The sequence below is a fragment of the Streptomyces reniochalinae genome (assembly GCF_003323735.1).
GTDB classification, from domain to species: Bacteria; Actinomycetota; Actinomycetes; order Streptomycetales; family Streptomycetaceae; genus Streptomyces; species Streptomyces reniochalinae.
Genome location: NZ_QOIM01000038.1, coordinates 253,876 through 272,703, shown reverse-complemented (window position 1 = coordinate 272,703; position 18,828 = coordinate 253,876). Strand labels below are relative to the sequence as shown.

Annotated in this window: 17 protein-coding genes; 7 read left to right on the top strand and 10 right to left on the bottom strand. The window is 74.0% G+C overall.

The genetic code is table 11. The annotated features are described in order from the left end of the window. The first annotated feature begins 66 nt into the window (after window positions 1-66). The 5 genes from DQ392_RS20670 (at window position 67) to DQ392_RS20650 (ending at window position 3,946) form a co-directional block, all read left to right on the top strand. Window positions 67-1,728, top strand: coding sequence for a Na+/H+ antiporter subunit D (locus DQ392_RS20670; protein ID WP_181856522.1), 1,662 nt, complete (start codon window positions 67-69; stop codon window positions 1,726-1,728). Next, window positions 1,728-2,312, top strand: coding sequence for a Na+/H+ antiporter subunit E (locus DQ392_RS20665; protein ID WP_114017130.1), 585 nt, complete (start codon window positions 1,728-1,730; stop codon window positions 2,310-2,312). Before DQ392_RS20670 ends, DQ392_RS20665 begins: the two co-directional genes overlap by 1 nt. After that, a complete protein-coding gene (locus tag DQ392_RS20660; protein WP_114017320.1) occupies window positions 2,309-2,725 on the top strand; it encodes an MrpF/PhaF family protein in 417 nt (138 codons plus the stop codon). The genes DQ392_RS20665 and DQ392_RS20660 overlap by 4 nt, the downstream gene beginning before the upstream one ends. Continuing rightward, window positions 2,722-3,099 (top strand): monovalent cation/H(+) antiporter subunit G, encoded by a 378-nt coding sequence (gene mnhG, locus DQ392_RS20655; RefSeq protein WP_114017129.1) that lies wholly within the window; start codon window positions 2,722-2,724, stop codon window positions 3,097-3,099. The genes DQ392_RS20660 and mnhG overlap by 4 nt, the downstream gene beginning before the upstream one ends. A 115-nt stretch (window positions 3,100-3,214) precedes the next feature. Beyond that, entirely contained in the window at window positions 3,215-3,946 is a 732-nt protein-coding gene (locus tag DQ392_RS20650; protein WP_114017128.1) for a VIT1/CCC1 transporter family protein, read from the top strand. Window positions 3,947-3,977: 31 nt separating this feature from the next. On the opposite strand, the gene DQ392_RS20645 is transcribed toward DQ392_RS20650, so the two are convergent. The 10 genes from DQ392_RS20645 to DQ392_RS20600 all read right to left on the bottom strand — a co-directional run bounded on the left by DQ392_RS20645 (window position 3,978) and on the right by DQ392_RS20600 (window position 15,686). After that, entirely contained in the window at window positions 3,978-4,862 is an 885-nt protein-coding gene (locus DQ392_RS20645; protein WP_425470572.1) for an HpcH/HpaI aldolase/citrate lyase family protein, read from the bottom strand. A 20-nt stretch (window positions 4,863-4,882) separates the two neighbouring features. After that, window positions 4,883-6,157, bottom strand: a complete 1,275-nt coding sequence (locus DQ392_RS20640; protein WP_114017127.1) for a CaiB/BaiF CoA transferase family protein — start codon at window positions 6,155-6,157, stop codon at window positions 4,883-4,885. Further along, complete coding sequence (locus tag DQ392_RS20635; RefSeq protein ID WP_114017126.1) at window positions 6,154-7,644, bottom strand: ADP-ribosylglycohydrolase family protein; 1,491 nt, start codon at window positions 7,642-7,644, stop codon at window positions 6,154-6,156. Before DQ392_RS20635 ends, DQ392_RS20640 begins: the two co-directional genes overlap by 4 nt. After that, window positions 7,641-8,813, bottom strand: coding sequence for an ADP-ribosylglycohydrolase family protein (locus DQ392_RS20630; RefSeq protein ID WP_114017125.1), 1,173 nt, complete (start codon window positions 8,811-8,813; stop codon window positions 7,641-7,643). Before DQ392_RS20630 ends, DQ392_RS20635 begins: the two co-directional genes overlap by 4 nt. Continuing rightward, window positions 8,810-10,048, bottom strand: coding sequence for an ADP-ribosylglycohydrolase family protein (locus DQ392_RS20625; RefSeq protein ID WP_114017124.1), 1,239 nt, complete (start codon window positions 10,046-10,048; stop codon window positions 8,810-8,812). Before DQ392_RS20625 ends, DQ392_RS20630 begins: the two co-directional genes overlap by 4 nt. Beyond that, a complete protein-coding gene (locus tag DQ392_RS20620) occupies window positions 10,045-11,040 on the bottom strand; it encodes an ADP-ribosylglycohydrolase family protein (protein ID WP_245981742.1) in 996 nt (331 codons plus the stop codon). Before DQ392_RS20620 ends, DQ392_RS20625 begins: the two co-directional genes overlap by 4 nt. A gap of 317 nt (window positions 11,041-11,357) precedes the next feature. Beyond that, the gene (locus tag DQ392_RS20615; RefSeq protein WP_114017122.1) at window positions 11,358-12,707 is read right to left on the bottom strand and encodes an ABC transporter substrate-binding protein; all 1,350 of its coding nucleotides are present in this window, start codon (window positions 12,705-12,707) and stop codon (window positions 11,358-11,360) included. Further along, window positions 12,707-13,612: a carbohydrate ABC transporter permease gene (locus DQ392_RS20610; protein WP_114017121.1), complete on the bottom strand. Its 906-nt coding sequence runs from the start codon at window positions 13,610-13,612 to the stop codon at window positions 12,707-12,709. The genes DQ392_RS20615 and DQ392_RS20610 overlap by 1 nt, the downstream gene beginning before the upstream one ends. Next, window positions 13,609-14,607, bottom strand: a complete 999-nt coding sequence (locus DQ392_RS20605; RefSeq protein WP_114017120.1) for a carbohydrate ABC transporter permease — start codon at window positions 14,605-14,607, stop codon at window positions 13,609-13,611. The genes DQ392_RS20610 and DQ392_RS20605 overlap by 4 nt, the downstream gene beginning before the upstream one ends. After that, the gene (locus DQ392_RS20600) at window positions 14,604-15,686 is read right to left on the bottom strand and encodes a LacI family DNA-binding transcriptional regulator (protein ID WP_114017119.1); all 1,083 of its coding nucleotides are present in this window, start codon (window positions 15,684-15,686) and stop codon (window positions 14,604-14,606) included. Before DQ392_RS20600 ends, DQ392_RS20605 begins: the two co-directional genes overlap by 4 nt. A 310-nt stretch (window positions 15,687-15,996) precedes the next feature. Between DQ392_RS20600 and DQ392_RS20595 the strand changes: the two genes are divergently transcribed. Then, window positions 15,997-17,304: a cytochrome P450 gene (locus tag DQ392_RS20595; RefSeq protein ID WP_425470563.1), complete on the top strand. Its 1,308-nt coding sequence runs from the start codon at window positions 15,997-15,999 to the stop codon at window positions 17,302-17,304. Next, a complete protein-coding gene (locus DQ392_RS20590; protein ID WP_114017117.1) occupies window positions 17,304-18,629 on the top strand; it encodes a cytochrome P450 family protein in 1,326 nt (441 codons plus the stop codon). The genes DQ392_RS20595 and DQ392_RS20590 overlap by 1 nt, the downstream gene beginning before the upstream one ends. The last annotated feature ends 199 nt before the right edge of the window (window positions 18,630-18,828 follow it).

The following is an 18,828-nucleotide window of genomic DNA, read 5'->3' as shown; positions in this document are numbered from 1 at the left end:
CGGCGGCGCCGGCGCGGAGGGCGGGCGGTGAGCGGCGGGGGCGAGCCGTCCCATGCGGCGGCCGTGATGTCGGCGCTGGTGCCGTTGCCGGTGATCCTGCCGCTGTGCGCTGCCGGGCTGAAGCTGGCGATCGGGGCGCGCCTGGAGCGGTTGCAGCGGTTCATCAGCGCCGGCGTGCTGGCCGCGGTGCTCGTCGTCTCGCTGGTGCTGCTGGTGGCCGCCGACCGGCACGGGCCGCAGGTGATGTTCGCGGGCGGGTGGGCGCCGCCGGTGGGCATCGTGCTGGTCGCCGACCGGCTCTCCGCGCTGATGCTGGTCATCTCCTCAGCGGTGACGCTGTGCGTGCTCGTCTACTCCGTGGGCCAGGGCATGGCCGACAACGACGAGGTCACGCCGCTGTCCGTCTTCCACCCCTCCTACCTGGTGCTGGTCGCCGGGGTCTCGGACACGTTCCTGGCGGGGGACCTGTTCAACCTGTACGTCGGCTTCGAGCTGATGCTGACCGCCAGCTACGTGCTGATGACCATCGGCGGCACTCTGTCGCGGATCCGTGCGGGCGCCACGTACGCGGTCGTCTCGCTGCTGTCGTCCATGCTGTTCCTGGCCGCCGTCGCCATGGTCTACGCGGCCACGGGCACCGTCACCATGGCGCGACTGCCCGCGCGGCTGGACGCGTTGCCCGACGGGGTCGGCATGCTCATCCAGATCGCCCTGCTGGGGGTGTTCGCCATCAAGGCCGCCGTCTTCCCGATGGCCGCCTGGCTGCCCGACTCCTACCCGACGGCCCCCGCCCCGGTGACGGCCGTCTTCGCCGGGCTGCTGACCAAGGTGGGCGTCTACGCCATACTCCGCACCCAGACCCTGCTCTTCCCCGGGCACCGCATCGGCGACGTCCTGATGGTGCTCGCGCTGCTGTCGCTGCTCGTCGGCATCCTCGGGGCCGTCGCACAGACCGACCTCAAGCGGCTGCTGTCCTTCACTCTCATCAGCCACATGGGCTACATGGTCTTCGGGATCGGCCTGGCCACCCGCGGCGGCATCTCAGGGGCCGTCTTCTACGTCGCCCACCACATCACCGTGCAGACCACCCTCTTCCTCGTGGCCGGGCTGGTCGAACGCCGCAGCGGCACGACCGACCTGCAAAGCCTCGGCGGTCTGGCACGGCTCTCCCCGCTGCTGGGCGTGATGTTCTTCATCCCCGCGATGAACCTGGCCGGCATCCCGCCGCTCTCCGGCTTCCTCGGCAAGCTCGGGCTGCTGCGCGCCGGGATCGACGACGGGGGAGCGCTCGCCTATCTGCTGGTCGCCGGGGGCACGGCCACCAGCCTGCTCACCCTGTACGCGCTCGCAAAAGCCTGGAACCTGGCCTTCTGGCGCGCCCCCACACCCGAGATGTGCGCCGCCGGAACGGTGCTGGAGGACACCGAGGCGGACAGCGACGACGACGAGGAGGCCACCTCCGGCCAGGGCACGCGCACCACGGGGCCGCGCGCGGTCCTGGACCGGTGGGAGCCGGCACCGGTGCGGCGCCGGGGCGCGGCCACGTTCGGCGGCCAGGAGATCACCACCAGCGCCACGCTGCCGCTGAGCATGACCGTCGCCACCGTCGCCCTGGTGCTCTTCGGGCTCGCCTTCACCGTCCTCGCCGGCCCCCTGTTCTCCCTGACCGACCGCGCCGCCGGCGAACTCATCGCGCGGACCCCCTACGTGGAGGCGGTGACCCGCTGATGACCTCACCCCAGCGACTGCCCGAGGCCAGCAGGCTGCGCGCCACCCAGTGGCCCATGGTGCTCGGCCTGACCCTGCTGTGGATGCTGCTGTGGGGCACCCCGACGCCCGCCAACATCGTGACCGGGGTGCTCGTCGCGCTCTTCGTGGTGCTGGTCTTCCCGCTGCCGCCGATCGAGAAGCAGGCGCGCCCGCACCCGCTGGGCATCGTGCGCTTCACCGCGCGCTTCGCGCTGGACCTCGTCGTCTCCAGCTGGCGCGTCAACCGCTACCTCCTCGCCCCCAGCCGCCCGCGCTGCGCCGTCCTCGGCGTCACGATGCGCTGCCCCGGCGACCTGATGCTGACGGTGACCGCCGTCTGCGTCACCGCGGTGCCAGGCAGCACCGTGCTGGAGGTGGACCGCCGCTCTGGCACCCTCTACCTCCACGTGATGGGCGGCGAGCTGGAGGAGGAGCGGGACCGTGCCCGGCGCGACGCGCTGCGCCTGGAGACCCGCGTCGTGCGGGCGTTCGGCACCCGCGCCGACATCGACGCGATCCGCGCCTCCGAGAGCGCGCAGGAGCTGTTCGGGCGGTGGCGATGACCGCGGCAACGGCACACGAGGTGGTCGCCACAGTGATCGCGGGGCTGTTGCTGGCCGCCGGGCTGATGGTGACCCTGCGCATGGTCCTGGGCCCCTCCACGCTGGACCGCGCGGTCGCCCTCGACGCGCTGGTGGCCGTCGTCATGGCCGGTATCGGCCTCCAGACGGCCGTCCGCGGCAACGCCTTCTACCTGCCCGTCCTGCTGGTGCTCTCCTTCCTCGGCTTCACGGGTTCTGTCGGCGTCGCCCGCTTCATGGCGCTGCGGGACGAGGCGGGAACCGGTGACGTGGACGAGAGCCAGGACACGGGCGAGGAGGGCAACGGCGAGGGGGACAACGGCGGGGCAGGTGAGGCCGGGCCGGCCGGGGAGACCGGGCCGCGGCCCGGCCGGGGGTCCGGTGATCCGCGGTGACCTGGACCGCCGTGGCGGACGTCGCGGGCGCCGTGTGCCTGCTGGCGGGCGGCGTGCTCTGCCTCCTGGCCGGCGTCGGACTGCTGCGACTGCCCGACGTGCTCACCCGGATCCACGCCGCGACCAAGCCGCAGTCCTTCGGCCTGCTGCTCGTGCTCGTCGGCTCGGGCCTGTGGCTGCGCAGCCTGGTCGACCTGGGCATTCTCCTGCTCGTCGGCCTCTTCCAACTGGCGACCTCCCCGGTGGCCGCCCACATGGTCGGCCGCGCCGCCTACCGGACGGGCCGCATGGACAGCGAGGACGTCGTGCTCGACGAGCTGGAGGAGGCACTGCAACGGGCCGCCACCGAGGACGAGGGGGAAAACCGCAGGTGAGCGGGGTAAGTACGGCCTTCCTTGCTGGCAGCCCGGCCGGTTTCGTGCCTACTCTTCGAACGTCAGCGCACGGAGGACGTAACGCACCGCTCAGCGTGAAGGAGCCGTACCGGCCATGTCCGAAGCCGGAGTCTCAGACCCGACACACGTCGCCCACCGCGACAACCACACCCACCGCGACGTCAACGGAGGCTGGCTGCGCCCCGCCGTCTTCGGCGCGATGGACGGTCTGGTCTCCAACCTGGGTCTGATGACCGGCGTGGCAGGGAGCTCGGCCGCACCGCAGACCATCGTCATCTCCGGCCTCGCGGGCCTGGCGGCCGGTGCCTTCTCGATGGCCGCGGGCGAGTACACCTCCGTCGCCTCCCAGCGGGAGCTCGTCCAGGCCGAACTGGAGGTCGAACGCAGGGAGCTGCGGCGCAGCCCCGGCGAGGAGATCAGGGAGCTCGCCGCGCTGTACGAGGCGCGCGGCGTGGACGGCGACCTGGCGTTCCAGGTGGCCGAGCAGCTGCACCGCGACCCGGAACAGGCGCTGGAGATACACGCGCGGGAGGAGCTGGGCGTCGACCCCGCCGACCTGCCCTCGCCGACCGTCGCCGCGGTCTCCTCCTTCTTCTCCTTCTCGCTGGGAGCCGTACTGCCCGTGCTCCCGTACCTGTTCGGCACCACCGCGCTGTGGCCCGCCGTCGTGCTGGCCCTGGTGGGCCTGTTCGCCTGCGGCGCCCTCGTCGCACGGGTCACCGCACGCCCCTGGTGGTTCAGCGGCCTGCGCCAGCTCGGCCTCGGTGCCGCCGCCGCGGGCGTCACCTACGGCCTGGGCGTACTGTTCGGGGTCGCGGTCGGCTGACGCGGCCCCCGCCCGCCGGGCCCGGTTCACCTCAGCGGACCCCGCCCCCGGGCGAGCCGCAGGACCTGCGGGCCAGCGCGAGCGTGCGCCGCGCGCCCGCGACCACCGCCGCGTCGACGAAACGGCCGTCCGCCAGCGCGAGGGCGCCCGCCTCCTCCTCGGCGGCCGACACGATCTCCTCCGCCGCCTCGACCTGGGCGGACGTGGGGCGGTATGCGGCCTCGATGACGGGGAGCTGGCGCGGATGGATGGCGGTACGGCCCAGGAAGCCGAGCGCGCGGCCCTCGGCGCAGTCGCGGGCCAGGCCCTCGGTGTCCCGGACGTCGGGGTAGACCGACTGCGGCGGCGGCGCAAGACCGGCGGCGCGTGCGGCGACGACCGCCCGGCCCCGCGCGTAGCCGAGCCCGCCCGGTCCGACACCCAGGTCGGCCCGCAGATCGGCCTCGCCGAGCGCCAGGCCCCGCACCGCGCCGTGCCCCGTGGCGATCTCGAAGGCGCGCTCGATGCCGAGCGCGGACTCCAACAGGGGGTACAGCGGCGGTGTGTGCGTGCCGTTGCGGGCCCATCCGGCCGTGCGCCGCAGGTCGTCCGGGCCCGTCACCTTCGGCAGCCGCAGCCCTGCCAGCCCCGGCAGGGGGGCGAGCGTGCGGATGTCGTCCGCGCCCAGCGGCCCGTCCAGCGCGTTGACCCGCACGTGGACGGGCACGGGCCCTGGCGGACCCTGCGCCAGCAGTTCGGCGGTGGCCGCGCGCGCGTACGCCTTCCGCTCCGGCGCGACGGCGTCCTCCAGGTCGACGAGCACCACGTCGGCGCCCGAACGCAGCGCCTTGGCGACGACCTCGGGCCGGTCACCGGGTACGTAGAGCCAGGTGAGCCAGGTCAAGAAGGTGTCAGCGGCCGGGTGCGAGCGGCCCACAGCGGCCGGCGACGAGGCGTTCACCGCACCACACCCGCCTCGCGCAGCGCCGCTATCTCCTCCTCGCTCAGGCCGACGCCGCCGAGCACGGCGTCGGTGTCGGCGCCGTGCCGCCGCCCCGCCCAGCGGATCGCGCCGGGTGTCTCCGACAGCCGGAAGAGGACGTTCTGCATCCTGAGCGTCCCGAGTTCGTCGTCCTCGACGCTGGTGACCGAGTCGAGAGCCCGGTACTGCGGGTCGGCCATCACGTCGCGCACGTCGTAGACGGGCGCGACGGCCGCCTGGGCCTGCTCGAAGGCGCTCACGACCTCGTCCCTGCTATGGCGGGCTATCCAGCCGCCGACCGCCTCGTCCAGCTCGGCGGCGTGCTCGGCGCGCCCGGCCCCCGTCGCGAACCAGGGCTCCTGGAGGAACTCGGGCCGCCCCACCAGCCGCAGCACGCGCTCGGCCACGGACTGCGCTGAGGTGGAGACGGCCACCCAGCGGCCGTCGGCCGTGCGGTAGGTGTTGCGCGGCGCGTTGTTGGCCGAACGGTTGCCGGTGCGCGGCTGGACGTAGCCGAGCTGGTCGTACCAGAGCGGCTGCGGCCCCAGCACCGTCAGCATCGGCTCGATGATGGCCATGTCCACCACCTGGCCGCGCCCGGTGTGCGCGCGTCCCGCCAGTGCCGTCATCACGGCGTACGCCGTCGAGAGCGCCGCGATGGAGTCGGCGAGCCCGAACGGCGGCAGCGTCGGCGGCCCGTCGGGTTCGCCGGTGACGGCGGCGAACCCGCTCATCGCCTCGGCGAGGGTGCCGAACCCGGGCCGCTGCGCGTACGGGCCGCGCTGCCCGAATCCGGTCACCCGCGCCAGCACGAGACGCGGATTGGCCTCGGACAGCGCCTCCCAGCCCAGGCCCCACCGCTCCAGGGTGCCGGGGCGGAAGTTCTCGATGACCACGTCGGCGTCAGCGGCGAGCTTGAGCAGGACCTCACGCCCCTGGGGAGAGGACAGGTCGAGCGTGACCGTCCGCTTGTTGCGGCCCAGCAGCTTCCACCACAGGCCGACCCCGTCCTTGCTGGGGCCGTGCCCCCGCGACGGGTCCGGCTTGCGCGGGTGCTCCACCTTGACGACCTCCGCGCCGAAGTCGCCGAGCATGGTCGCGGCGAGAGGTCCCGCGAAGAGCGTGGCGAGGTCGAGCACGCGCAGGCCGCGCAGCGGGGCGGCCGCCCCGGGCGAAGGGGCTGGAGGCGAAGGGGTCCCGGACTCGGCAGGCTCGTGCGAAGTGGTCGCGTGCGAGCGGGTCTCGTTCATGGCGTGGCGTCTCCTGTGGCGTCGCGGGACGAGGGGGACGAGGGGGACGAGGGGGCGGTGGCGGCGAGCGCGCGGGTACGGGCCGCCAGCGCGTCGAAGCCGATGCCGTCCATGCCGCCCACGCTCGTCGCCAGGCGGTTCTTCAGCGGGGCCGTCCAGCGGGCGGGGAGGGCCGCGGGCGCTCCGGCGAGCAGCCCCGTCAGGGAACCGGCGCTCGCGCCGTTGGAGTCGGTGTCCCAGCCGCCGGAGACCACCCGGCAGACGGCGCCTTCGAAGTCGCCCCGCGCGTGGGTCAGCGCGGCGGCGAGCAGCGCCGCGTTGGGCAGCACGTGGACCCAGTGGTGGTCCCCGTAGGCGGCGTGCAGCCCGTCCACCACGTGCGCGAAACCCGCGGGGGAGTCGTCGGGCGCCTCGCGCGCCGCGGCGATGCCCGTGCGGACGGCGGTCGCGTACCGCGAAGCGGGCGGGACGACGGACAGCCCCGCCTCCAGGCACCCCTCCGCCGTCGCCCCGTCGCCGAGGCCCGCCGCGTGGGCGAGCGCCGCGGCGGCGAACATGGCCCCGTAGACGCCGTTCGCCGTATGGGTCAGCGTGGCGTCCCGCCACGCCGCCTCGGCCGCGGCACCCGGGTCGCCCGGGTGGGTCCAGCCGAAGACGTCGGCGCGGATCTGCGCTCCGATCCACTCGCGGAACGGGTTGCGGTACGCGCCCGTGAGCGGCGGCTCGACGCCGGCCAGCAGGTTGCGGTACGCCACCCGCTCGGCCGTGAACGTGCGCCCCGCCGGCAGTTCGTCCAGCCACAGCCGCGCCACGTCGCCTGTGGTGAAGCCGTGCCCGTACCGCTCCAGCAGCACCACCCCGAGCAGCGGATAGTTGAGGTCGTCGTCCTCGGGCGCCCCGTCGATGTTCTCGGCGAGCGACGTCGCGGCGGAGCGGCGGTTCCACGGGTGTGCCGCGGCCGTCGCGGCGTCGAGGCCGCGCTCGGTGAACCAGCCGGACAGCGGCCAGTTGCCGGTGGCCCCGGCCAGCGCCCTGATGCCCTCCAGGGTCACCTTCTCCACCGGCTTGCCCAGCACGCATCCGGCCGCACGGCCCAGCCAGGCGGCGTGCAGCCGTTCCGCGTACCCGCCGCGCACCTGGTGGCGTCGGGCGGGCCAGCCCGGGCAGGCGGCGCGGATCGCGTCGAGACCGGTCGGCTCGTACGCGGCGGCGGGCGCCTCGATCCCGGCGAGCTCGTCCAGCAACTCCCCGGCGAGCGCGCGCAGTCGACGGGAGGCCGGCTCGGGGGAAGCGCCGGCCCTGGCGGGGGCGAGGCCGCCGCCCGCCTCGCGCCACCGCCGCTCCACGTCCGAGGCGTCCCGGCCGTCCTGCGCCGCCTGCCGCAGCTCGTGCCCGACCAGGTCCTCGGGCTGCACCCAGGTCAGCCGGACCAGCGGCTCCCCGCGGCCGGGTGCCACCGTCGCCCTGTCACCGTGCCCGGGCGTCATCGTGCACCCGCCAGCGCCTCGAACGCCGCCTCGTGCGCGCGCCGCCGCTCCACGTCGCGCGCGTACACGTCGCGCGCCACGGCGGCCAGTGACAGCGCGGGGGAGCGCAGGTCCAGCTTGCTGGCCGCGGTGATCTCCTCGCTCCACTCGGCGGGGACGGCCGCCTCGCCGTGCAGGGCGCCGACCAGAGCGCCGCTCATGGAGGCGATGGAGTCGCAGTCGCGGCCGTAGTTGACGGAGCCGAGGACGGTGGCGCGGTAGTCGCCGCCGCCCACCAGCAGCATGCCCATCGCGATCGGCAACTCCTCGATGGCGTGCAGCCGGGACGGACGGCGGGCGCCCAGCGAGGGGCTGCGGTACTCGGCGCCCACGGTGTCGAACGGGGCGACGGCCTCGCGCAGCGGCGCCAGCGCCGCCTCCCAGTCGTCGTACCCGGCGGCCGTCTCGCTCACGGCCTCGAGGGCGGCCCGGGTGCCGTCCTTGGCGAGCCGCAGCGCCTCGGCGACGACGGATTCCGGCGTGGCGCCGGGCCGGAACGCGGCGGCCACGGCGGCGGCGAACACCCCTGCGGCCTCCCGCCCGTACGAGGACTGGTGGGCGCCGGCCACATCGAGCGCCTCCGCGTAGGCGGCGTCCGGGTTGCCCGCGTTGACCGCGCCGACCGGCGCCATGTACATCGCGGCTCCGCAGTTGACGATGTTGCCGACGCCCGCCTCGCGCGGGTCGACGTGCCCGTAGTGGATCCGCGCGACCAGCCACTTCTCGGCCAGGAAGATCCGCTGCAACAGCAGCGCCTCGGCTTCCAGTTCGGGTATCCAGCGGGGCTCGCCGATCAGGTCGGGCACCAGGTGGTCGGCCACGGCGTAGGCGTCCAGATGGTCGCGGACCTTCTCGTAGACGCGGACGAGGGCGTGCGTCATGAGAGTGTCGTCGGTGACGTGCCCGTCACCCTTGTGGTACGGGGCGATGGGGCGGGCGGTGCGCCAGGCGTCCTTGTGGAACGGCTCGACGATGCCGCGGACGCGGCCGCCGTGCCGCTCGGCGATCGCCGCGGGCGACCAGCCCTCGACGGGTCCGCCGAGCGCGTCACCGACAGCGGCGCCGACCAGGCAGCCCACGGTCCGTTCGGTGAGGGAGAGCGTCGCGGCGGGTGCGGTGGGGGAGCTCATGGCTTCTGGGGTCCTTCCGGGGCGTGGGCTGGACGGGCGGTGACCGCACGGCGGTCGGTGGGCGCCGGGTGGTGCGCGGCCAGCCGGCCCGCCGTCTCCACCAGGTCGGCGCCCGCGAACTGGGGCAGCGCGCAGCCGGACAGCCTGCGGCAGCTCTCGCGCCACGAGGCGGGCACCGCGCGCGCCCCGCCGAGCGCGCCGGCCAGGGCCCCGGTCAGCGCGGGCGCCGAGTCGGCGACCCGGGACAGGCACACGGCGGCCGGTACCGCCTCGCTCAGCCGGCCCCGGGCCGCGGTCGCCACCGCGAGCGCCACGGGCACCGTCTCGGCGGCGGCGATGCCGTAGCTGTAGACGTGGTCGACGATCTCGTGCTCCAACACGGGGACCAGCGCGAACGCGCTGCCCGGCAGCCCGGCGCTCTCCTTGAGCGCCGCGTGCGCCAGCCGCAGGGCCGCCAGCGTGTTGCGGCGGATCTCGGTGCCGTCGGGGAGCTGGTCGAGCGCGGCCGCGACGCAGGCGTCCGTCTCGCCGCCCGCCAGCGCGACCGCGACGGCGGCGGCCATCGCACGGGCGCCGTGCACGCCGTCGTCGTCCTGGGTGTAGCGGGCGTCGAACTCGGCGAGACGGGCCGCCGCGGCGGGGTCGCCCGGGTGGACGACGGCCAGCACGGCGGCGCGCCCGCAGGCGGCGTCGTCGAAGTAGTGCGGATTGTCGTGCCCGGTCGCCGGGGGCCGCAGCCCGGCGGCGAGGTTGCCGAGACCCGCCCGTACGGAGATGCGGGCGCGCAGCGGGATCTGCGCCGACTCGATCTCCTCGGCCCGCTCGGCCGCCGCCGCCACCTCGTCGGCCAGCGCGTTCCACGCCAGGGTCAGCGCGGCGCGCACCCGCTGGTCGGGTGCCAGGTCGCTGTGCGCCGCCGGGTCGGCGGACAGCACGGCGTACGCGGTGAAGGCGGCCCACTCGGCGTCGTCGGAGGGGCCGAGACGCAGCGGTTCCGGCGGCTGGTTGAGCGCGATGGGCACCGGCAGGGTGGTGGTGGCGTTCTGTTCGGCGAAGGTGTCCAGCTCGCGGGTCAGCCTGCGGGTCCAGTCCGGCAGCCGGGCGGCGCGGTGCCGCCCCGAGGGCCAGCCCGCTGCGTCCCCCGCGGCCAGCCCCAGCAGCAGCCCCTCGATCCTGGCCGCGCCGTCGTCGCCGGACAGGTCTGCTCTCGTGGGCGCGGCGGTGGTGGTGCTCATGAGGCGTCCCGCGCCGCGTCGGAGTCGGCGGGCAGCGCTTCGGCGGCGGCCACGAGCCGGTCGGCGATATCGCGTACGTGCCGCCCCGCCATGGCGGGCAGGCAGCTGCCCCGTACGGGACGGATCGCGGACGACCACCGCTCGGGGATCGCCGCCTGTCCGCGCAGCGCACCGGCGAGCGCGCCGGCGACGGCTGCCGTGGTGTCGGCGTCGCGGCCCATGTTGACGGCGGTGAGCACCGCGTGGGTGAAGTCGCCGCGCGCCGCGGTGAACGCGCCGAACGCGAGCCCGATCGCCTCGGGTGCCAGATCCGTCCACGGATAGCCGCCGATGACGACGGACGAGCGCACGGCGCGCTCGACGCTCAGCCGCGTCGCGTCGGGCCGCAGTGGCGCACGGCGCGCGGCCGAGACGGCACGTTGGAGGGAGCGGGAGGTCCAGGAGTTCTCCGGGATCACCGACAGCGCGGCCTGCACGGCGGCGCCGGGGCTGTCGCTCACCATGGCCGCCGCGACACCCGCGGCCACCGCACGGCCGCCGTAGATGCCCTCGCCCTCGTGGCTGACGGTGCCGTCGATGGCCACCAGCCGTGCGGCTTCGGCGGGCCGCCCCGCGGCGAACACCCCGAACGGCGCGGCCCGCATGGCCAGTCCGTCGCTCCAGGCGTGCCGGTGCTGCGCCGAGATGGGCGCCGCCAGGCCCCTGCGCAGGTTCTCCAGCGTGCCGCGCTCGCTGAAGCCCGCACCGCGGAAGGAGCCCTCGTCCAGGTCGGCGATCCACCGGTGCCAGGCCGCCTCCACGTGCTCCACGGTGAGCGCGGAGCCGTGCTCGGCGAGCAGCAGCCCGGAGAAGAGGGCGTACTCGGTGTCGTCCGTGCCGGCCGGATCGTCGCTGACGAACCCCTCGATGCGGCCCCACCTTTCGCGGATCTGCGACGGTTTCATGTTCTCGGCGGGGGCTCCGAGCGCGTCCCCCACGGCGAGCCCCACCATCGCGCCCCTGGCGCGGTCGGTCGGTGAGGGGGACAGGGCGCGAGGAGCGAGCGGCAGGGAGGGGGCGGGCGCGGAGGAGGGGGCGGGCGAGGGAGCGGAGGACGCGGATCGTGCGGGCGGTGCTGCGGCCGACAGCTCGGCGCTCATGCGGAGCTCTTTCTGTGCGGTTTTCCGTGCCGTGCGCTGGGGCGCACTCTCTCCGCCGCGACGGCGGAGAACCGGGGGCACCTGGCGGCCTGCGGCCGGTCCTGGTGCGGGTCAGGCGGCGGGTGAGGGCGGGGGTCGGGCCGTCGCGTGCTCTTCCCGCCGCACCTGGGTCATCGCTGGTAGCGGTCGAGGATCAGGTTGCCGTCGTCGACCAGCGCGTCACGCAGCGCCTCCAGGCCGGTGTCGGCTCTGTAGTAGCGCTGGAAGGCGGGGGTGGCGACCTTGTCGGCCCACTCCGCGTAGCCGCGCACGCCGAGCGTCGGCGAGGGCCGCAGGGTGCGGGCGATCCGGGCGCCCGTGCGCCAGCCGTCCTCGCGCCGGTTGATCTCGGGGTCCGTGAGGGCCTCCTTCGCGGTGGGCAGCAGCCAGTCGCCCTTGGCGAGCGCTGCCTGGTGCTCGGGGGTGGTCATGTAGGCGACGAAGTCGGCGGCGGCCTTCTTGTGCTCGCTCTCCTGCGCCACCGAGAGGGTCTGCGGGACGACGCCTTGCGCGTTCTCGCCCTCGCGCTGACCGCGCGGCAGCGGCAGCACGGTCCACTCGAAGCCGTCCGGGGCCTGTTGCTGCACCTGCTGGCGGAAGGAGAAGTTGAGCGGCACCATCGCGTAGCGCCCGGCGAAGAAGCCGGGCAGTGTGTCGGAGCCGCCCATGCCGAGCCCGCTGCGCGGCGCGGTGCGGTCCTTGTTGACCTGGCGGTGGATGAGCTCGCTGACGGCCGCGTCGCGCTCGGCGAACCGCACGGTGTTCTTGGTGCCGTCGCCGGTCCGCTCGCGGGTGAAGAGGCGTCCGCCGGTGGACAGTGAGAGGTTGACGGACTGTTTGACCGGCTCCTTCATCGGCCACACAGTGCCGTACCGCTCGGGTTTGCCGTTGCCGTCCTCGTCGCGGGTCAGCTTCTTCGCGGCCTGCTCGAACTCCTGCCACGTCCAGGGGTGGCGCGCCGTCGGTATCCGCACGCCGGAGCGCTCCAGCAGTTTCTTGTCGGCGACGAGCACCTTGGGTTCCTGGAGGAACGGCACGCCGTAGACGCGTCCGCCGTTCATCGTCACGGCGTCCCAGCCGGCCTGCGGGATGGCGGCGCGGGACTTCTTCGGCAGGTAGTCGCGCAGGTCGGCCAGGTAGCCGCCGTAGGCGAAGTCGGTCAGGTCGCTGGCGTCGTCGTGGATGACGTCGGGCGCCTCGCCGCCCTCGAAGGAGGTCAGCAGCTGGTCGTGGACGGTGTCCCAGGCGCCCTGCACGTAGCGGACCTTCACCTTCTCGTGGGTCCTGTTCCACCGCGCGACCAGCTTCTTGTTCGCGGCGACGGACTCCTTCTGCCAGGCGAGGCTGTAGTAGTCCAGGGTGACGGTGCCCTCGCCCTCGCCCTCGCCGCCGCCCGCGCAGGAGGTGAGCAGGGCGCAGGCCAGCAGGGCCGCGGTCGCGGCGCGGACGGTCGCGCGCGTACCCCTCGGTGCGCGGCGCATCAGCCCTTCACCGCCCCGGCCAGCATCCCGGAGGCCAGCCGCCGCTGGAGCAGGGCGAAGAAGAGCAGGCTGGGGATCGTCGCGAGCACCGAGGCGGCGGCCAGCGGGCCCAGGTCGGCGACGCCCTCGTCGCCGAGGAAGCGGGTGAGGATGACGGACATCGTCTGGGTCTCCGGGGACTTGAGCAAAACGAGGGCGAAGAAGAACTCGTTCCAGGCGGTGACGAAGGAGAACATCAGCGTCGCCACGAGGCCGGGCGCCAGCAGGGGCAGCACGACACTGCGCAGGATGCGCGGCCTGCTCGCCCCGTCCACCGCGGCGGCCTCCTCCAGCGAGACGGGCACCGCCTTGACGTAGCCCTGGAGCATCCACAGCGAGAACGGCAGGTTCCAGACGACGTAGACGATGATCAGCCCGCCGAGAGAGTTGACCAGGTGCAGGTTCTTCAGGACGAGGAAGAGCGGGATGATCACCAGCACGAACGGGAACATCTGGCTGACCAGCACCCACCCGTTGGCGGCCGTGCTCACCCGGGAGCGGTGGCGCACCAGGGCGTAGGCGGCGGGCACGGCGAGCGCCACGGAGACGAGGGTGGCGCCGCCCGCCACGATCAGGCTGTTGAGCGCCGAGCGGGCCAGCGGCTGGGCCTCGAAGGCGGCGCGGAAGTTCTCCAGCGTGGGATGGCGCGGCAGCCACGTCGGGTCGATCCTGCCCAGCTCCTGCGGTGACTTGAAGGAGGTGGAGACCAGCCACACCAGGGGGAAGGCGAGGAAGACGAGGTAGCACAGGAGCCCGGCGTACTGTCCGGTGCGGCCCGCGAGCCGAAGGGTGCGCCGCCGCCCGTGTCCCTCGGAAGGCGCGCTCGTGCGCGCGGTCGGCGCTCCGGCGCTGCTCGTGGCGCTCATATGGCGTCCTCCTTGAGGCGCTTGCGCAAAAACACCGTGAGGAACACGGCGACGACGGCGATCATCACGACGCCCATCGCGGCGGCGTAGCCGAACTGGCCGTACGTGAAGGCCTCCTCGTAGGCGAAGAGCATCGGCAGCCGCGTCTGGCCGCCCGGCCCGCCCTGGGTGAGCACGTAGACCAGGCCGAAGGAGTTGAAGTTCCAGATGAAGTTCAGCGCGGTCATCGCCACCGCCACCGGCTTGAGCGCGGGCCAGGTCACCGAGGTGAACCGCCGCCACACCCCGGCGCCGTCCAGCTGCGCGGCCTCCGTCAGCTCGTGGGGCACGTTCTGCAGCCCGGCCAGCAGCACGACGGTGGTCTGCGGCATGCCCGCCCACACGCCGACGAGGATGACGGCGGGCAGCGCGAGGGAGAGGTTCGTCAGCCAGTCGACGTTTTCACCGATAAGCCCGAGCTGCCGCAGCGTCTTGTTGAGGATGCCGGCGTCCTGGTGGTAGACGAGCCGCCACATGATGCCGACCACGACCTCCGGCATCGCCCAGGGCACCAGCGCCAGCGTGCGGGCCAGCCAGCGGAAGCGCAGGTTCTGGTTGAGCAGCAGCGCCAGCCCCAGCGCCAGCACCAGTTGCAGCGCGGTGACGGCCACCGCCCACACCAGGCCGATGCGGAACGAGTCCCAGAACAGCGAGTCCAGGCGCAGGTCGGCGAAGTTGGTGGCGCCGATGAAGTCGGTCTCCACGGTCCGCCCGAACTGGGCGTCGGTGAAGGAGAGCGAGATGGCGTACAGCAGCGGTCCCACGCTCAGCACCAGGATCGGCAGCAGCGCGGGCAGCAGCAGGAACCAGGCGCCGTGGTCGAGTCCGAGGAGGCGCTTGCGGGCCGCGGGGGTGCGTGGCGGCGGGGTACCGCGCCCGCCCCTCCCGCCGCTCCGGGCCGCGGGGAGGGCGCCTGTCGTCTCGTCGCCGAGCGACGCGGGGGAGGCCGTGCTCACCGGGCACCGCCTCTCGCCGTGGTCGCGGGAGCGGACGGGGCCGACGAGGCGCGGACGACCAGCCGGGGCGCCGTGGTCACGCGCCGCGCCGCGCCGGCGCGTGGCGCTTCGGGGCCGGGGCCCGGCCGTTCGTCGGGGGTGTCGGACAGCCGCTCCAGCAGCATGCGCGCCGCGGCCCTGCCGCGCTCCTCGGAGCCGAGGTCCACGCTGCTCAGCGGCGGCCAGCAGGCGCGGGCGAGGTCGCTGTCGTCCATGCCGACGACGGCCATCTCCTCGGGTATGCGCAGGCCCCGCTCGTGTGCGGCCTGCGCAGCGCCGAGGGCGAGCTGGTCGTTGGCGCAGAAGACGGCGTCGGGGGCCGCGCCCGCGTCGAGCAGGTCGTGCAGCGCCTCGCGTCCGGCGCCCAGCCCGAAGGAGGTGGCGCGCTCCAGCTCCGGATCCGGCACGATGCCGCCCTCGGCGAGCGCCTTGAGGTAGCCCTGGCGGCGGTTGTGGCCCGGCACCGTGTCGAGGGGGCCGTTGACGAACGCGATCCGCCGCCTGCCGCTCTCGACAAGGTGGGTGACGGCCAGCCGGGCGCCGAGCACCGAGTCGGCCTGCACCGCGTCGACCGGCACACCCCGGGGCAGCGAGCCGATCACGACCACGGGTCCGGCCGCCGCCGTCAGCACCTCCACGTGCTCGGGGGTGATGCGGATCGGGCACAGGATCAGCCCGTCACTCGTGCGGTCCCCGAGGCTGCGCACCACGGCGAGTTCGTCCTCGATCACCGCATCGGTGGAGTGCAGCAGCAGCCGGTACCCGGCGGCCCGGGTGACGGCCTGGATCTGGCGGACCATCGCCACGTAGACGGGGTTGCCGATGTCCTGCATGGCGAACGTCAACTGCTTGGTGCGCCCGCCCTTGAGGGACTGGGCCACCGCGTTGGGCACGTAGCCGAGCTCGGCCGCGGCCCGCTCGACCCGCCGTACGGTCTCGGGGCGCGCTCCCACGCCGTTGAGGACGCGGGAGACGGAGGCGATCGAGACGCCGGCGCGCTCCGCGATCGACACGACGGTCGGTGGTCCGCCGTCAGACATCACTTCGTCCCCTTCGCGATGGAGGTCCGCCGGAGATTCCGCCGGAGTGTCCGATGAGGCAGCCGCCACGCGGGCTGTAAACCTTTACAGCGGCTGAAAACGTTTACAGATACTGGGTGCGCCCTCCCCTCCTGTCAAGGGGTCGAGCACCTCCGGATGTTCGCGGGGCGACCTGTGGAGAGGAGTGGAGAGAACGAGGAGACGCGGATCGTCAAGAACCGCCTCCCGCTGATCGGGAACGTGTCTAAGGTGTGCAGGAAGTGACACGTGCAGACACCAAGTGCCGCCGCTCACAGGGGAATCAGCGACCATGACCAGTCAGCCCCGGCCCGCCCGGAGCGCCTCCGCACACACCGCGGACAGGTGCCCCGCAGACACTCGGAACGCCACCGCGGCCCCACCGGGCGCGGTCCCCCTCATGGGGCCCAGGTTCCACACCGACCTGGAGGCCCTCCACCGGGACATGCGCCGCGACCACGGCCCCGTCGTCCCCGTGACCCTCCCCGGCGGCGTCCCCGCCTGGCTCGTCATCGGCTACCGCGAACTCCTCCGCGTCACCGGCGACCCGCTGCTCTTCCCCCGCGACCAGGGCCTGTGGAACCAGTGGCCCAACGTGCCCGAGGACTGGCCACTGCGCCCGATGATCGGCACCCCCCAGCCCTCGGTCTACTTCACCGTCGGCGAGGAGCACCGCCGCCACCTCGCGATGGTCCAGGACGCGCTCGAGAGCGTCGACCACATCGAACTGCGCCGCAGCACCGAGGAGATCGCCGACCGGCTCATCGACGGCTTCTGCGGCACGGGCGAAGCCGAGATCATCTCCGCCTACGCCCGGCCGCTCACCATCCTCGCCCTGGCCCGCGTCCTCGGCTTCCCCGACTCCGAAGGACCCGCGCTCATCCGCTCGCTCAGCGACATGTGCGACGGCGGACCCGACGCGCTCACAGGGTTCCAGGACGCGCTCGCCGCGATGAGCCGGCTCGTCGAACGCGCCCACCACCAGACCGGCGCCGACATGATCTCCGCGATGACGGCACACCCCGCGCCCTTCACCGACGAGGAGTACGTCCTCAACCTGATGGCGCTCACCTCTGCCGGATTCCTGCCGACGTCCGACTGGCTCGGCAACTCGGTGCGCCTCATGCTCACCGACGACCGCTTCGCCGCCTCGCTGACCGGCGGCCGCCACAGCATCCCCGAGGCCATGAACGAGGTGCTGTGGGAGGACACCCCCACCCAGATCCTCGCCGGCCGCTGGGCCGCCCGCGACACCCGGCTGGCCGGGCGCCACATCGCCAGGGGCGACATGCTGCTGCTCGGCCTGGCGGGCGCCAACGCCGACCCCGACGCCCACACCCCGCACGCCGCCGACGGGCTCCGCAACAACAACTTCGCCCACTTCGCCTTCAGCCACGGCGAGTACCAGTGCCCCTTCCCCGCCCAGGAGATCGCCGAAATCCTCGCCCGCACCGGTATCGAGGTGCTCCTCGACAGGCTGCCCGGGATCGAACTCGCCGTCCCGGCCCAGGCGCTGGCGCGCCGCCCCTCGCCCTTCCTGCGCGGCATGACGGTGCTCCCCGTCAGGTTCGAGACCACCCCGCCCCACGGAGGACACTGATGTACCCACAGCCCACGGCCGGGAGCTCCCTCGCCGAGGCGCCCGAGGACCGCTGCCCCGCCCACGGCCCCGCGGCGCCCGCGCAGGACACGCCCGCGAGCTGCCCCCTGGAGATCGACCCGCTCGTCGGCGGCCTCGCCGAGGAGACCGAGGCGCTGCGGACCGCGGGACCCGTGGCCCGGATCGCTCTCATGGGCGCCGAGGCGTGGACGATCACCACCCACGCCGAGGCCCGCAAGCTGCTCACCGACAGCCGGCTCGTCAAGGACATCGGGCGCTGGAACCTGTGGCGCAGCGGCCGCGTCGACCACACCTGGCCGCTCATCGGCATGGTCGACGCCGGCCGCTCCATGTTCACCGTCGACGGCGCCGAACACCGCCGCCTGCGGGTGAAGACGGCGCAGGCCCTCACCCCGCGCCGGCTTGAGGCCAACAGGGGCGTGATCGAGGGGATCACCGCCGCGCTCCTGGACCGGATGGCCGAGCGCGGCCCCGAGGAGACCGTCGATCTGAAGGCGGACTTCGCGCAGCCGCTGCCCATGTCGGTCGTCTGCTCCCTGATGGGCGTCGACCCCGCTCTCGAACCCCGGCTGCACGAGCTCTACGAGGCCTTCTTCTCGCTGCTGACCCCGCAGGACGAGCGCCTCGCGGTCATCGAGGAGCTCGACGGGCTGTACCACGACATGGTCCGCGCCAAGACCGCGGCCCCCGGTGACGACCTCACCAGCGCCCTCGTCCTCGCCGACGAGGGCGGCGAACCGCTCACGCCCGAGGAGGTGCGCGGCAACCTCGAAGCCATGGTCGCCGCGGGACACGAGACGACCGTGACCCTCATCCTGTGCGCCGTGCGGGCCCTGCTCACCCATCCGGAGCAGCTGCGGCTCGTGCTCGACGGCGAGGTCGGCTGGGACGCGGTCATCGAGGAGACGCTGCGCTGGGAGTCGCCCTCCACGCACCTGCTCATGCGGTTCGCGACCGAGGACATCGAGGTCGCCGGCACGGTCATCGAGGAGGGCGAGGGCGTCGTCATGTCCTACCGCGCCATCGGCCGGGACCGCGCGCAGCACGGGGACGACGCCGACCGCTTCGACCTGCGCAGGGCGGCCGGCGGGCCGGTGCGGCACCTGGCCTTCGGACACGGGCCGCACATCTGTCCGGGCGCCGCGCTCTCCCGGCTGGAGGCGTCGATCGCCCTCCCCGCGCTGTTCGGCCGGTTCCCGGCGCTGCGGCTCGCCGTCCCGGCCGAGCGGATCCGCAACCGTCCGGTACTCAGCCAGAACGAACTGGAGGCGCTGCCGGTGGTCCTGGGCGCCGCCGCCCGCTGACCCCGGCCGAGCCCTTCCCTTCCGCCGCTTCCTCCCCGTTTCTCACGCCCGCTCCCGGACCCCGCCCGCCCTCCGGGCCTCGCCGGCGCTCCCGGGCCCCCGCCTTCCCCTCCGGGCACCGGCGGCCTCCCGGGTGTCCACCCCTCCGGGCCCCGGCAGCCGGGCGGACCGGCACACCGGTCCGCCCGGCTGCCGGCAG